The sequence below is a fragment of the Vagococcus allomyrinae genome, from assembly GCF_017829975.1.
Classification (GTDB): Bacteria; Bacillota; Bacilli; order Lactobacillales; family Vagococcaceae; genus Vagococcus_D; species Vagococcus_D allomyrinae.
This window is the reverse complement of sequence record NZ_JAEEGA010000003.1, coordinates 244348-257265: the sequence shown is the minus strand read 5'-3', so window position 1 is coordinate 257265 and position 12918 is coordinate 244348. Positions and strand designations below refer to the sequence as shown.

16 protein-coding genes are annotated in these 12918 nt (G+C 40.2%); 12 read left to right on the top strand and 4 right to left on the bottom strand.

All coding sequences use genetic code 11. From position 1 onward, the window contains the following. Nucleotides 1-83 precede the first annotated feature (83 nt). From I6N95_RS06695 to I6N95_RS06670, 6 genes are all read left to right on the top strand, one after another. Complete coding sequence (locus I6N95_RS06695; RefSeq protein WP_209525936.1) at nt 84-878, top strand: SDR family oxidoreductase; 795 nt, start codon at nt 84-86, stop codon at nt 876-878. A 74-nt stretch (nt 879-952) separates the two neighbouring features. Further along, nucleotides 953-1366 (top strand): PTS sugar transporter subunit IIA, encoded by a 414-nt coding sequence (locus I6N95_RS06690; RefSeq protein ID WP_209525934.1) that lies wholly within the window; start codon nt 953-955, stop codon nt 1364-1366. Between the two features lies 1 nt (nt 1367). Beyond that, complete coding sequence (locus tag I6N95_RS06685; RefSeq protein ID WP_209525932.1) at nt 1368-1859, top strand: PTS sugar transporter subunit IIB; 492 nt, start codon at nt 1368-1370, stop codon at nt 1857-1859. Between the two features lie 19 nt (nt 1860-1878). Then, nucleotides 1879-2694 (top strand): PTS mannose/fructose/sorbose transporter subunit IIC, encoded by an 816-nt coding sequence (locus tag I6N95_RS06680; protein ID WP_209525930.1) that lies wholly within the window; start codon nt 1879-1881, stop codon nt 2692-2694. An 11-nt stretch (nt 2695-2705) separates the two neighbouring features. Then, entirely contained in the window at nt 2706-3554 is an 849-nt protein-coding gene (locus tag I6N95_RS06675; protein ID WP_209525928.1) for a PTS system mannose/fructose/sorbose family transporter subunit IID, read from the top strand. 27 nt (nt 3555-3581) lie between these two features. Continuing rightward, complete coding sequence (locus I6N95_RS06670; protein ID WP_209525926.1) at nt 3582-4808, top strand: zinc-binding dehydrogenase; 1227 nt, start codon at nt 3582-3584, stop codon at nt 4806-4808. A gap of 34 nt (nt 4809-4842) precedes the next feature. On the opposite strand, the gene I6N95_RS06665 is transcribed toward I6N95_RS06670, so the two are convergent. Further along, on the bottom strand, nt 4843-5727 hold the full coding sequence (locus I6N95_RS06665; protein WP_209525924.1) for a DMT family transporter: 885 nt from the start codon (nt 5725-5727) through the stop codon (nt 4843-4845). Between the two features lie 21 nt (nt 5728-5748). Then, nucleotides 5749-6546 carry an AraC family transcriptional regulator gene (locus I6N95_RS06660; protein WP_209525922.1) on the bottom strand — a complete coding sequence of 266 codons (798 nt, stop codon included), beginning with the start codon at nt 6544-6546 and terminating at the stop codon, nt 5749-5751. 321 nt (nt 6547-6867) lie between these two features. Here I6N95_RS06660 and I6N95_RS06655 point away from each other — a divergent pair, with 321 nt between their 5' ends. Continuing rightward, complete coding sequence (locus tag I6N95_RS06655) at nt 6868-7287, top strand: hypothetical protein (protein WP_209525919.1); 420 nt, start codon at nt 6868-6870, stop codon at nt 7285-7287. Between the two features lie 63 nt (nt 7288-7350). Here I6N95_RS06655 and I6N95_RS06650 read toward each other — a convergent pair whose 3' ends face one another. Next, nucleotides 7351-8322: an alpha/beta hydrolase gene (locus tag I6N95_RS06650; protein ID WP_209525917.1), complete on the bottom strand. Its 972-nt coding sequence runs from the start codon at nt 8320-8322 to the stop codon at nt 7351-7353. Nucleotides 8323-8456: 134 nt separating this feature from the next. Between I6N95_RS06650 and I6N95_RS06645 the strand changes: the two genes are divergently transcribed. The 5 genes from I6N95_RS06645 (at nt 8457) to I6N95_RS06625 (ending at nt 12264) form a co-directional block, all read left to right on the top strand. Then, on the top strand, nt 8457-8822 hold the full coding sequence (locus I6N95_RS06645; protein WP_209525915.1) for an EamA family transporter: 366 nt from the start codon (nt 8457-8459) through the stop codon (nt 8820-8822). Then, nucleotides 8819-9163, top strand: coding sequence for an EamA family transporter (locus I6N95_RS06640; RefSeq protein WP_209525912.1), 345 nt, complete (start codon nt 8819-8821; stop codon nt 9161-9163). Before I6N95_RS06645 ends, I6N95_RS06640 begins: the two co-directional genes overlap by 4 nt. A gap of 131 nt (nt 9164-9294) precedes the next feature. Continuing rightward, nucleotides 9295-9954 carry a DUF4240 domain-containing protein gene (locus tag I6N95_RS06635; RefSeq protein WP_209525910.1) on the top strand — a complete coding sequence of 220 codons (660 nt, stop codon included), beginning with the start codon at nt 9295-9297 and terminating at the stop codon, nt 9952-9954. 205 nt (nt 9955-10159) lie between these two features. Then, nucleotides 10160-10732 (top strand): LemA family protein, encoded by a 573-nt coding sequence (locus tag I6N95_RS06630; protein WP_209525908.1) that lies wholly within the window; start codon nt 10160-10162, stop codon nt 10730-10732. 44 nt (nt 10733-10776) lie between these two features. Then, nucleotides 10777-12264, top strand: coding sequence for a TPM domain-containing protein (locus I6N95_RS06625; RefSeq protein WP_209525906.1), 1488 nt, complete (start codon nt 10777-10779; stop codon nt 12262-12264). 44 nt (nt 12265-12308) lie between these two features. On the opposite strand, the gene I6N95_RS06620 is transcribed toward I6N95_RS06625, so the two are convergent. Then, complete coding sequence (locus I6N95_RS06620) at nt 12309-12854, bottom strand: biotin transporter BioY (protein WP_209526117.1); 546 nt, start codon at nt 12852-12854, stop codon at nt 12309-12311. Nucleotides 12855-12918 lie beyond the last annotated feature (64 nt).

Below are 12918 nucleotides of genomic sequence, written 5' to 3'. Positions count from 1 at the left end.
GATTGACATTAAATAGAAACCAGTATATTATACAGTTATCACAAATGTTAAGTAGAAATCACAAAAGTTAAGGAGTGGTCAAGATGGAATGGTTAAATTTAAAAGGTAAAATCGCAATTGTCACAGGTGGGTCATCAGGAATCGGTCAAGCGGTTGTCAAGGAATTGTGTCAATTGGGTGTGAAAGTGGTGAATGCAGACTTAAGTGAAGGGAGTTTTATCGATGAGAATCTTATTTTCTTAGAAACTAATGTAGCAGATCGTCAATCTGTTGAGCAGACGGTCAATGAGGTCATTAAACGATACGGTAAATTGGATTGTTTGGTTAATAACGCAGGCATTAATATTCCAGCACTTTTAACGGACAAGCAAGGCAATAGTGATTACGAATTGAATGATCGAATTTTTGACAAAATGATCGATGTGAATCAAAAAGGGGTTTTCCTGATGAGCCAATTATGTGGACGGGTCATGGTGTCGCAAGGAACAGGTGTGATCATCAATATGTCATCTGAAAGTGGCTTGGAGGGATCTGAGGGTCAAAGTTGTTATGCGGCAACTAAAGCCGCTGTCAATAGCTTCACTCGATCTTGGTCAAAAGAGCTAGGCAAACAAGGGGTTAGAGTGGTCGGAATCGCACCAGGAATTATGGAAGAAACAGGGTTAAGAACGATCGAGTATGAAACGGCTTTAGCCTATACCCGCGATAAAACAGTAGAGGAATTACGCCAAGGTTACAGCCAGACAGGGACAATTCCTTTGGGAAGAAGTGGCAAGTTAGTAGAAGTCGCAGATGTGGTGGCCTATTTTATGTCTGATCGAGCTAGTTATGTAAGCGGCGTCACTTTAAATGTGGCAGGCGGTAAGACAAGAGGGTAGGCAAGTCACGTTGCCTATCAGGGTCACAATTGAATGGGCTGATCTAAAGATTTATTGAGAAAGGAGGAAAAGAGATGACTCATATGATTTTAGTTGCTCACGGAAAATTAGCCATTGAAACAAAAGCCTCTGGTGAAATGATCTATGGTCAACTGCCAATGGTATCAGCTGTTGCGTTTTCTAAAGAAGACGGACTGGATAGTTTATCACTTAAAATAAAGGAGATATGCGATCAGCAAGAAGGTCAGTTGTTGATCTTAACAGATTTATTTTGTGGAACGCCATATAATGCTGGCTGTAAAGTGGCCATGGAAGAACCTGAGCGACAGATCGAAGTCTTATCTGGGATGTCTTTGCCGATGCTGTTAGAAGGCGTCAGCCGTAATGCTACGACAGCTGCTGACTTGGCTTCCATTATGAAGCTGGCGTCCAGTGAGGCTTGTCGGTCATTTAGAGAACAACAAATTGAGCTTGAGGAGGAGTTTTAAGATGAAAATTAAGTTAGCTAGAATCGACGACCGGTTGATTCACGGACAAGTGTCAACCGTTTGGGCGAAAGAAGCGGGAGCAGAACGGATCATCGTGGTGAGCGAGGAAGTCTGCCAAGATGATATCCGAAAAACATTAGTCAAACAGGCAGCGCCCCCGGGGATTAAAGTCAATGTTGTTAATGTCGAAAAGGCGATCAAAGTATTTCATAACCCTAAGTATCAAGCTGAAACCGTCTTTTATTTGTTTACCAATCCTTCAGAAGTGTTGGCATTGGTCAAAGGAGGCGTTCCGCTAACTACGATTAACATCGGGGGGATGCAGTTTAAGACTGGTAGGACGCAAATCACCAAGGCAGTTTCGGTCAGTCAAGTTGACATAGCGGCCTTCAGAGAATTGAAAGCGCTGAAAGTTGAATTAGATTACCGAGTGGTTGCCAGTGATCCAAAAGTGGATTTTGAAGCGAAGCTAAAAGAAGCGCAGTCATCGTAATTAAAGAGGAGGGATTATCATGGATGTATCAACGGTTCAAATAGTACTCATTTTTCTGTTTTCATGTATTGCTGGGATGGGCAGTGTTTTGGATGAGTTTCAAACCCATCGTCCACTGATCGCCTGTACAGTTGTTGGCTTGATATTGGGAGACATCACGACGGGGATTATTTTAGGTGGAACACTGGAATTAATTGCCTTAGGTTGGATGAACATTGGGGCGGCCCAATCACCTGATTCGGCTTTAGCCAGTATTATTGCCACAATTTTAGTCGTAGTAGGCAAGCAGGATATTCAAGCGGGGATTGCAATTGCCTTACCTGTCGCGGCAGCTGGGCAAGTGCTAACTGTGATTGCTCGAACAATCACAGTTGCATTTCAACATGCGGCAGATAAAGAAGCAGAACAAGCAAATTTTAATAAAATCATTGCGCTGCACTTTAGTGCTCTGCTTGTTCAAGCCATGAGAGTGGCCATTCCATCAACGGTTGTTGCCATGTTTGTCAATGCAGAAATGGTTAATAAAATGTTGGATATGATTCCAGATGTGGTAACTGGCGGGTTAGCTGTCGCAGGCGGATTTATTGTCGTTGTCGGTTATGCCATGGTCTTGAACATGATGAGTGTTAAATACTTAATGCCATTTTTCTTCCTAGGTTTTATTCTTGGTGGCTATTTAGATTTCAGTTTATTGTCCTTTGGTGTTGTGGGGTTAATTATTGCCTTGATTTACGTACAATTAAATCCCAATTTTAACCACAAGGAAGCGAATCAACGAACACAAAGTTCATCCGGTGCAATCGTTGCTGTGGCAGATGACGAGTTAGAAGACTAGGAGGAAATACGATGAGTGAACAGGTTATAAATGAACAAAGAGTGACAAGCTTGACTCGTAAAGACTTAGTGACAACCTTTCTATTTTCCAATTTTCAACAAGCTTCCTTTAATTATGAACGGATCCATGCCTTGGCCTTTTGTGTGGACATGATTCCAACGATTAAACGAGTGTATCACACCAAAGAAGAACAAGCAGAGGCCCTAAAGCGTCACCTAACTTTTTTTAATACTACACCGGCCGTTGTTGGGCCAGTAATTGGGGTGACGATTGCCATGGAAGAAGCCAAAGCCAATGGAGCTGATATTGATGACGGGACGATCAATAGTTTAAAAGTTGGTTTGATGGGACCGCTGGCTGGTGTTGGTGATCCGTTAGTCTGGGGGACTTTGAGACCGATTGCCGCTGCTATTGGTGCCTCTCTGGCCTTAAATGGAAGTGTGTTGGGACCACTTGTGTTTTTCTTTGTTTTTAATGCAGCGCGTCTGGCGATGAAATGGTTTGGCTTGACCTATGGGTTGAAAAAAGGGCTGGACATTGTCAAAGATCTCTCTGGAAATTTGCTACAAAAATTAACAGAAGGAGCAAGTATTCTAGGTTTATTTATTATGGGTGTCTTAGTGACAAAGTGGACCACCATTACGGTTCCAATTGTGGTGTCGGAAACACCAGGGGCTGATGGTCAAACAGTTGTGACGACTGTGCAAAATATATTGGATGATTTAGTTCCAGGCTTGTTAGCATTGGGTTTAACCCTGTTAATGATGCGTTTGCTTAAAAAGAAGGTCAGTCCGATTGTTCTAATATTTATCTTGTTTGCAGTGGGAATTATCGGATATGGTTTGGGAATTCTGATATAGAAAATAGAGATTGAGGGAGACGATGGTATGTTAACAAAAGCGGTACGATTATATGGTGAAAAGGATTTACGCTTAGAAGAGTTTGAATTGCCGCCAATTAAAGAAAATGAGATCTTAGCATCAGTAGTCACAGATAGTCTGTGCATGTCTACCTGGAAACTAGCGAATCAAGGGGCAAACCATAAAAAAGCACCAGCAGACTTAGCCGAGAATCCTGTTATAGTTGGTCATGAATTTTGTGGTGAACTACTTGAAGTTGGCAGTCAGTGGCAAGGTAAGTATCAAAAGGGACAGAAGTATGTCGTACAAGCGAACTTACAATTAGCTGATCGACCTGATTGTCCAGGGTACTCCTACCCTTATACAGGAGGAGATGCTACTTACATCATTTTGTCAGAAGATGTCATGAATCAGGATTGTCTCTTAGCTTATAATGGCGACACTTATTTTGAAGGGTCGCTAATCGAACCACTTTCCTGCGTCATTGGTGCCTTTGAGGCAAATTACCATCTGATAGAAGGATCTTACGATCATCAGATGGGAATTAAGTCAGGTGGGGATTTGTTGATTATGGGAGGAACGGGTCCCATGGGGTTACTGGCAATCGACTACGCCCTAAATGGTCCAATCACGCCGAAACGGATTGTGGTGACAGATCGTAATGAGGAAAAAATTGCTCGAGCAGCAGCTTTATATAGCAGTAAAAATGGAATTGAAGTCATTTATGTAAATGTTGACGATACGAAGGACCAAGTAGCCGCTTTAAAAGAAATCGTCCCAGGATTTGATGATATCTTTGTTTTTGTGCCAGTAGCCGAGGTCGTGTCAGATGCCTCCAAGTTACTTAATGCGGACGGTTGCTTAAACTTTTTTGCTGGACCTCAAGATAAACAGTTTTCAGCGGAAGTCAATTTTTATGATATTCACTATGCTTTTACCCACTATGTTGGCACATCTGGTGGCAATACAGCTGATATGCGGAAAGCGGTTGAATTGATCGAATCTGGTAAAGTCAGCGTAGCAAACGTTGTGACGCATATTTTAGGGTTGAACGATGTGGCTGATACAACCTTACACCAGCCAGAAATCGGCGGCGGGAAAAAGTTGGTTTACACTCATAAGTCATTTCCATTGACTCAGCTGGCGTCAGCCAGTTTGCTTTCGAATGAGTTAGGCGTGATTTTGGAGAAGACGGATGGGATTTGGAGCAAAGAAGCCGAAGTGTATCTACTAGCGACGATGCCTGAGATCTAAAAAAAACAGCCATGAGATTTTTTCTCACGGCTGTTTATTTTCGTTCAGATATAAGCAAGCCAATAATCGCCAGGATGATCCCAATTACCATTTGCCAAGTTAAAGGTTCATGTAAGATTAAAACGGAAAACGTCACGGTTACCACTGGTACCAAGTAAATATAGACGCTGGTTTTAACGGCTCCAACAACTTTAACAGCATAATTCCAAGAAACAAAACAAAAAGCGGAAGCTCCGATGCCTAGAAAGAGCAAGTTAGACCAGACGACAGGGTGAGCATATTGGGTCAATACCGGATTGAAGCCTAAGAAAGGCATTGCAACTACCATAAAGAGAATGCCATAGGTAAAAATTCGTCGAGTTGTTAAGATATTGGCGTAACCTAAGTTACTGATTTTTTTTGTTAGAATAGAATAAAAGCCCCAGCAAACAGAAGCCAAAATGGCCAAAATATCTCCCAATGAACTAAAGCTGATATCTCCACTGCCAAAACTCAGGATGCAAATGCCAACTAAAGAGATCAGGAAACCGATAAAATAACTTAAACGTAAGGTTTCTTCCTTTAAGAATATGGAAGCCAGTAAGGCGGTAAAGAAAGGGGATATTGCTACAATTACCCCAACATTTGAGGCCAAGGTATAGGTTAAGGCAATATTTTCCAATAGGAAGTATAAGGTTACCCCAGATAGACCAGCCCCAACAAAGAGGAGTTCTTCTTTCCAGTTGGCCGTTTTAAGAAGTTTTGGTGCCATAATCAGTAGGACTAACCAGCCGAGGATAAAACGAAAAACTAAAATTTCCAAGGGACTGATGTATTCAAGTAAAAATTTGGTAGAGATAAAGGTAGTCCCCCAGAGAAATATGGTGATAAGGGCAGCAACATGGCCCAGTGTGGTGTTGTTTTTAGTCGATTCTTTCATAGAATACTACTCCTTTCAACGTTAAGTGTGATAATCATGGGTTTTTTGATAGGTTTTAGGTGTCAAGCCAGTAATCTTTTTAAAGGAATTGGTAAAGTGACTTTGGTCAACATAACCTAAATGAAAGCTGATATCTAAGAGATTGTTTTGTTTTTTTAGTAGTTCTTTGGCTTTTGTGACTCGAATGGTCTCAAGGTATTGATAAGGAGTTAAGCCAGTTGCTTTAAGAAAGTGGCGAATAAGTGTGAATTTGTTTTGAGTTGTTTCTTTGGCTAAATCGTCAAGCGTTATCTTGTTCTGGTAATGGCTGTTGATATAACTGGAAGCCCTTTGGACCGTCTTTTTTTGGGCATGGGACAAAGGCAATGTTTCTCGAAGAGCCATTGTCGGGAGTTCATTGAGAAGTAAATAGACTAATTCTTCTTTGATTGATTTGTTTTCTTGATTTAAAATAGCGTCACACAATAAAGTTAAATACTTTTTAGCCTCTAGGGATTGAACCACATTCTCAGTGAAGATGATGTCAGTTCCAGTTAGTGCTTTCATGCGTTCTTTAGAAATATGGAGGCACTGATAATCTAATGGGATCGGGCCAATCTGAGCGCAGGCATGTGGATCGTAAGGGTTTAAGACAAACAAATCACCTGGCACCAACTCGGATACCTGTTGGTGGCAAGTCAGTTGGCGTTTTCCCTTAATAATCATCCCTAGGACATAATAATCATGACAATGACTGGGAAATGATTGTGGGAGATTGATAAACTTGCAATGCTCTATTTCTAATTCATTATCTACGTATAAATGACGTTCTACTAACATAAATCTCCTCCTAGAAATACACCGTGATTGTGATAGGATATCATAAAAACGAATGGATTAATTGTAAAATATTGACAGTTGACCTAAGGGGCTGGCCTTACTATCAGTATAGCAAAAAGTTCAGTCATTCGGCGCAATAGTTTGCTAGTCAAGGGAGTTAAATTGAAGAATGAATTTTGAGAGGGTGTTTGATCTAAAGGCAATAATATTAAGTTGGAAGAGTAAGCCATAAAAAAGTCATACTTTATTCGCCTTTTGTTGTTTGATTCTTAGGGGAAAGACCGTTACAATTAAAGTACTGAATGTAAAGTAGGGGATCGTATGGGAAACAGTCAACAAAAATGGCAATTGAAATTAATGCAATTTATGCGCGGGCGTTATGGTCGATTTGATACCTTAAGCAAGCACTTGTTATATGTCGCCTTTGCTTTAATGGTGGTCAATCTCTTTTTTAGAAGTACCATTATTAGCACCGTGGTTTTGATCGGTATGGTCATTGCTTATTACCGCTTATTATCCAAAAAAATCTATGTTCGGAGTAACGAAAACCAAAAATATGTGGCTTGGTGGACGAAAACTAAAAAACCATTGACGCTTCGTCTCAACCAGTTTAAGCATCGCAAAGAGTATCGTTATTTCAGTTGTACCAATTGTAAGCAACACATCAGAGTTCCACGCAATCGAGGTAAAATTATGATAACTTGCCCAAGTTGTCACAGTAAATTTGAGAAGAAAACATAAAAAGTGGCTCTGGAATGTTATTCCAGAGCCTTTTTATGTTGTTAATGGCTAGTAAAATTGAGCCTAATTGGTTATTTTGTGTAAAAAGTGATCGATTGTTTGAAAATAGACAGCAGGATCGAACAGAACAGCGGAAAAATGAGGCGCATCCTTTACGATGAGGAGCTCTTTCTCACCTTGAGTGGCACTCATATTTTTCTGAGACATGGAGAGGGGCACGAAGGTATCAGCTTCACCGTGAATAAATAAAATCGGTAAGAAATTGTGTTTTAATTGTTCATAAGCTGACGCCTCGTAAATGCTGAATCCTAATTTTCTTTTGACAATGACATTAAAAAAAGGCAAAATCGGTATCCATGATGGTACCTTAAAGGCAGAGGTTAACAAATAGTGAAAAAGATCGGGAAGTGAGCTATACCCACAATCGGCGATAATACCGTGAACGACGTCGGGAACTGATTCACCGCTGGCCATCAACACAGTGGCGGCACCCATTGAGTCGCCAAACCAAATGATGTCTTCCGGAGCTTTTTGAGTGACTAAGAAGTCAGTCCAGCTCAAGACATCATGTCGTTCCAACCAACCCATCGTCAAATAACGACCTTGACTATTACCATGAGCACGTTGGTCGACAATTAGGCAATGATAGCCTTGAGTTGTTAGGTGACTAGCAATATAACCATTATCAGTTTTGCCATTTGTCCGGTAACCATGAAAGCAGATTACCCATTTATCAGTTGGTTTTTGAGCTTTAATCAGTCGCCCCTCAAGTTTTAATCCATCAAAGGAAGTGATGTGAACTTTTTCTCCTTGATGCCAGTAACTTTCGCCAATCGCTAATAGAGTTGCTTCACGCTCTTGTAGTTCAGTTCCGTGATCAGCATCAAGATCGCTGTTAACTTGGCCGTGAGCGACATCCTTAAACCAGTTGTTTTCTCGGTCTAAGACACCCTTAAATAAGAAGTTGGCAATAAAGAATAGGATTCCACTAATAATGAAGGCAACTAGCACTAAAATAACAAGGATTAATTTCATCTAAGACCTCCAATCGTGATATAAATGTTTGCTTTTATTATAACATATCTCAATATTTTCGGTGGCTTTCTATACAGATAAACAAGTCTTGTGTTACTATTAATATAGAAGGAATCAGAGAAAGGAGAGTTGACATGGCAGAGTCAAAAAAGAAAAATTGGACAAGGGCCATCTTGCTAATTTGTCTGGCTGCTGTATTAAACAGTTTCAGTCAGGTGTTGTGGAAAATTGGGGATATGCAAAGTCTCAAAGGTTTCTTAATTTTATTGTTAGGATTGTTGATCTCAGGGGCAGGGATGGTTTTTATGATGCTTTCCTTTCGTTTTGGTGAAGTCTCGATTTTGCAACCAATGATGAGCGTGGGGTTTGCTTTGTCCATGGTTTTTGGCGCTCTTTTTTTTGCCGAAACCATCACCTTGAATAAACTTATCGGCACAGCATTGATTATCGTTGGCGCCGCTTTGCTTAATACGGAAGGAAAGAAAGGTGAGAGGGAATGAACTGGTTTGTTGGCTTTATCTTATTATTGATGACTACCTTAACGGGGAGTGTTGGCGCACTTTATTTGAAGAAGGCGATGAATCAGATCACCGATCTAAGTGCCGCCAATGTCTTGCGTTCAGGCACTGCTTATTTAGGCCTCTTTTTCTATGTGTTAAGTGCAGTGACGAATATTATGTTATTAACTTTTTTTGAATACTCTGTTGTTTTCCCCATGACCTCACTGTCTTACGTCTGGACAGCGATGATTTCGGTTTTTGTCTTTCGCGAACACTTAACGCGTAACAAGCTCATCGCTATTATGCTAATTATTATCGGTGTTTTTGTTCTAAGTCAGTAAGGCAGAGATCGATGAGGAGTTAAACGCTGGGGACAGGGGTGTTTATCCTCTTGCAACCTATCACTTGGTGAGCACGGAGTATCATTCGGAAAAAGAGTTTATCTGATTTGGGTTGAATGGAGGGCAAAAAGATGAATCAAGAAAAGTTTTGGGCAATTATTAAACACACAATCGAAAATTACGACCGTACGATGGCATCTTATTTGGAGGAACTTGCCTTTCAATTAGAGATGTTGCCCTTGGAAGAAGTGGCGATTTGGGAGAATTACTTTGATGCCTACATGGATCTGGCAAATAAAGAAAAGTTGTGGGCTGGAGCGTTTATTTTGAATAAGGGTGAGTGCAGCGATGACTCGTTCGATACCTTTCGTGCTTGGCTGATTTCGATGGGAGAAGAGTACTATTTTGAAATATTGGAACATGTGGATAATTTAGCTGATCTAGTGGTATCTCATCCAGAGCATTATCTTGCTAAATTTGAAGAAATCATGTATGTCGGGCAAGACGTGCTAATGGCAAAGGTTACCCGGAATGATAGTCAAGTAGCTGCCGAAGATGCTTATTTTAATTATTTAGAGGAGTATTCCTTGTCTCAGGTAGAACAAAATGTCTTATATCATGAAATCACTTATGATCGTAACATGGACGCTGAATGGGATGAGCATTCATTAAAGCACTTGAAACCTGAGTTGCCAAAATTATTTGCTAAATATTGGAAGTACCTGGATAAAAAAGCAAGTAAATGGGAGTTATCGACCCACAGTGATGATTTTTTTGGTAATGATTTTTAGTAGTAATGACGAATTAAGGGAAAGAAAATGAGAGCAATGCATCTAAACATGAAAAAATTTTGCTAAAAATCAGACTTTGGTCTGTTTTTTTTAGTTTGAACTCAAGGTATACTTGTCACAATAAGAAAACTAATTGTAACGAAAATGAAATATATAGTTATATTTGTTACAGTTAAACCTTAGCGAAAACAAGGAGGAAATGGAAATGAAATCGAAAAAAACAACAGGGATATTAGTTGCAGTCTTACTGATTGCAGGTGTGATTTTTGCTAGCGTCGTATCTTATAACGGTATTGTTAGCAAAGAAGCTGAAGTTGAAACACAATGGGCAAATGTGGCGTCTAAATTACAACGCCGTTATGATTTGGTACCCAATTTAGTAAATGCCGTCAAAGGTAGTATGGCTCATGAAGAAAAGGTATTAACGGCGATTACCGATGCTCGAACAAAAATGGCTGGTGCAAAATCTGTGAAAGACGTTTCTACAGCAAATTCTGAGATGGAAGGTGCTTTGTCACAATTACTAGTCGTCATGGAAAATTACCCAGATTTGAAATCAAATGAAAATGTGAAGACATTGATGACGCAATTAGAAGGCACTGAAAATCGCATTTCAGTCGAGCGTGACCGTTATAACACGGCGGTTAAAGAATACAATGTCACCATAAAAAAATTTCCCAAATCAATCTTTGCCAACGTGGCCGGGTTCGATAAAAAAGAGTTCTTTGAAGCTGACAAAAGAGCAGAAAGTGTGCCAGTTGTTGACTTAGAAGATTAAGCCATTGAGTTAAATGGGAGGATCAGGAAAAGGAGATGAGCGCAATGAAAAAGTTAACTAGCATTATCCAGTGGCTTGTGGTCTTGTTTGGCTTATCACTGGTAATTAGTTCCACTGCTTATGGGCAAGAAACAATCTTTGTAGAAGATCACGCTGGAATTCTCACAGCTGATGATAAACGTTACATTCATGAGTTAAATGAAACCACCTTTAAGCAATTAGAGGGGCAACCCCAATATATGCTTGTGATTCTTAATAACTTAGCAGGGAACAGCATTGAAGATTATGCTGAGAAAAAGTTTCAAGAACTGGGTGTTGGAAATAAAGATATGGATAATGGTTTCTTGTTTGTTTTTTCACTTGAAGATCGTAAATTTCGCTTAGAAACAGGCTATGGAGTCGAAGCGGTCATTACAGATAGTATGAAAGATGATGTGGTGACAGAGGAAATCAAAGATTATCTTGCTGATGAAAACTATCGCCAAGCAGCCATGGGAGTCACTCGTAATATTGAACAAATAGTTAAGGAACGCTATGGTAATTATGCCGCTTCGGTGGCGGCGATCGAAAATCGAAAAATCCGAAATCAACAGATCGTGAAAATGGTTTTATTAGGTTTCGCCAGTTTGGGATTTGTGATTATTTTGGCAATCTTAATCTATCTGTTCCGTAAAAAACAGCTGCGACGTCGCTTTGAACAATATGTTAGCCCACACTTACAAGTGTATGTTTACCAAGGTGGAAACAACGGCTCAAATTCAGGGATGAGTTCTAACCGAAAAGGATTTAAGGAGTATAAATTGTCGAAAATCGCTGCGACCAAAACAATTCATCAACCGAAAGGTGGCGGGGTGTCAAAAGATGACAACTATTTGAAAAAAATTGTGGCGACCTATTTAATAGAAGATCTCATCATTGCCTATTGGTGCAACAATAGAAAAGTGATCAAGTATGATGTAGCTGTTTATCTTGAGGAAGGCCAGATTCGCCAATTGGTCAGTAAATATAGTAATCAGCTTTTTAGCAAACAACCACTGACTAAAAATCCATTATCCAGCCATGAAGGCTATCAGCTAATTGAACCATATATGACTCAATTAACAGCGCAACATAAGCGTTCTCTCGAGATTATCAAACGTAATAAAGGGCTCGTGAGGGTAGCCGTAACGGCTTACTTGCAAGAAACAAGGGCAACGTTTAAAGATGGTGTCGATGAGCACTTGATGATCTCTTTAATGACTTATTTTCTTTTAGAAGGGAAAAATTTGGCTGAGGAAGATTTAGTTGATAAAGAGCTGCTAAGCCAGTCTTCAATGATGAAAGTCAAAGCTAAAGCCAAGAAAAAACGTCGCAGTATCGAATCAGGCTATCGCCAGCAAGCGATCTCTGATTTGGATCAAATGATGATTGGCAGTTACTATATGCAACAAGCCGTGGTTTGGTCAAGCTACTCTTCTAGCAGTTCCAGCGATGGTGGAGCATCATTTGGTGGAGGTTCCAGCGGAGGCGGAGGCTTCTCTGGCGGTTGGTAATCATAAGAAGCGACGTAGAATCTTTGTCTACGTCGCTTTTTCAATCACTCTACTACGAGTCTAGCTTTGACTAGCGCATTTCGGATAAATAATCCTACGAATGAGGCCGCAATTGCTTTAATGATTCCTGGAATAATAAAAGTTGTAAAACCACTGTTAATCGCAATCAGCCAGCTCATATCAGCTGCTATCTTGAGCCAGAGTGTCCCGAATAATAGGGTCACCAAAGCCCCAGCAATATTTGCCATTATGGCCCATGGTAAGGTGTAGCGGGTTTTTTGCAGAATAAAACCGGTGACTAATGTATTGAAGATAAACCCGATTAAATAACCACCAGTTGGCCCAAATAAGATGCTGATGCCAGAGCTAAATCCAGCAAAGACTGGCAAGCCAATAATTCCCATTAATAAGTAAACTAAAACTGCAATGGTACTGTTAATGGGAGAGAGGATCGTTGCTACAATACCGATAGCAAAAGTTTGGCCCGTTAGCGGCACAAGCCCCAAGGGGATCGTAAATTGCGCGATAATGCTGATAATGACTGCAAATTGTGCGTTAATAATTAATTGTTTTAACTGTTTGTTTCGAATGTTAACCACTCACTTTCTATTGTTAACCTTATTTTTATATAGGTTAACATTCTTTTAGAAGCTT

What these genes read in the sequence shown, in the direction of transcription:
- I6N95_RS06695 (WP_209525936.1), top strand. Translation starts at nt 84, where the DNA reads ATGGAATGGTTAAATTTAAAAGGTAAAATCGCAATTGTCACAGGTGGG.
- I6N95_RS06660 (WP_209525922.1), bottom strand. Translation starts at nt 6,546, where the DNA reads ATGTTAGTAGAACGTCATTTATACGTAGATAATGAATTAGAAATAGAG.
- I6N95_RS06665 (WP_209525924.1), bottom strand. Translation starts at nt 5,727, where the DNA reads ATGAAAGAATCGACTAAAAACAACACCACACTGGGCCATGTTGCTGCC.
- I6N95_RS06640 (WP_209525912.1), top strand. Translation starts at nt 8,819, where the DNA reads ATGAACTGGTTTGTTGGCTTTATCTTATTATTGATGACTACCTTAACG.
- I6N95_RS06680 (WP_209525930.1), top strand. Translation starts at nt 1,879, where the DNA reads ATGGATGTATCAACGGTTCAAATAGTACTCATTTTTCTGTTTTCATGT.
- I6N95_RS06675 (WP_209525928.1), top strand. Translation starts at nt 2,706, where the DNA reads ATGAGTGAACAGGTTATAAATGAACAAAGAGTGACAAGCTTGACTCGT.
- I6N95_RS06670 (WP_209525926.1), top strand. Translation starts at nt 3,582, where the DNA reads ATGTTAACAAAAGCGGTACGATTATATGGTGAAAAGGATTTACGCTTA.
- I6N95_RS06655 (WP_209525919.1), top strand. Translation starts at nt 6,868, where the DNA reads ATGGGAAACAGTCAACAAAAATGGCAATTGAAATTAATGCAATTTATG.
- I6N95_RS06685 (WP_209525932.1), top strand. Translation starts at nt 1,368, where the DNA reads ATGAAAATTAAGTTAGCTAGAATCGACGACCGGTTGATTCACGGACAA.
- I6N95_RS06645 (WP_209525915.1), top strand. Translation starts at nt 8,457, where the DNA reads ATGGCAGAGTCAAAAAAGAAAAATTGGACAAGGGCCATCTTGCTAATT.
- I6N95_RS06630 (WP_209525908.1), top strand. Translation starts at nt 10,160, where the DNA reads ATGAAATCGAAAAAAACAACAGGGATATTAGTTGCAGTCTTACTGATT.
- I6N95_RS06650 (WP_209525917.1), bottom strand. Translation starts at nt 8,322, where the DNA reads ATGAAATTAATCCTTGTTATTTTAGTGCTAGTTGCCTTCATTATTAGT.
- I6N95_RS06635 (WP_209525910.1), top strand. Translation starts at nt 9,295, where the DNA reads ATGAATCAAGAAAAGTTTTGGGCAATTATTAAACACACAATCGAAAAT.
- I6N95_RS06690 (WP_209525934.1), top strand. Translation starts at nt 953, where the DNA reads ATGACTCATATGATTTTAGTTGCTCACGGAAAATTAGCCATTGAAACA.
- I6N95_RS06625 (WP_209525906.1), top strand. Translation starts at nt 10,777, where the DNA reads ATGAAAAAGTTAACTAGCATTATCCAGTGGCTTGTGGTCTTGTTTGGC.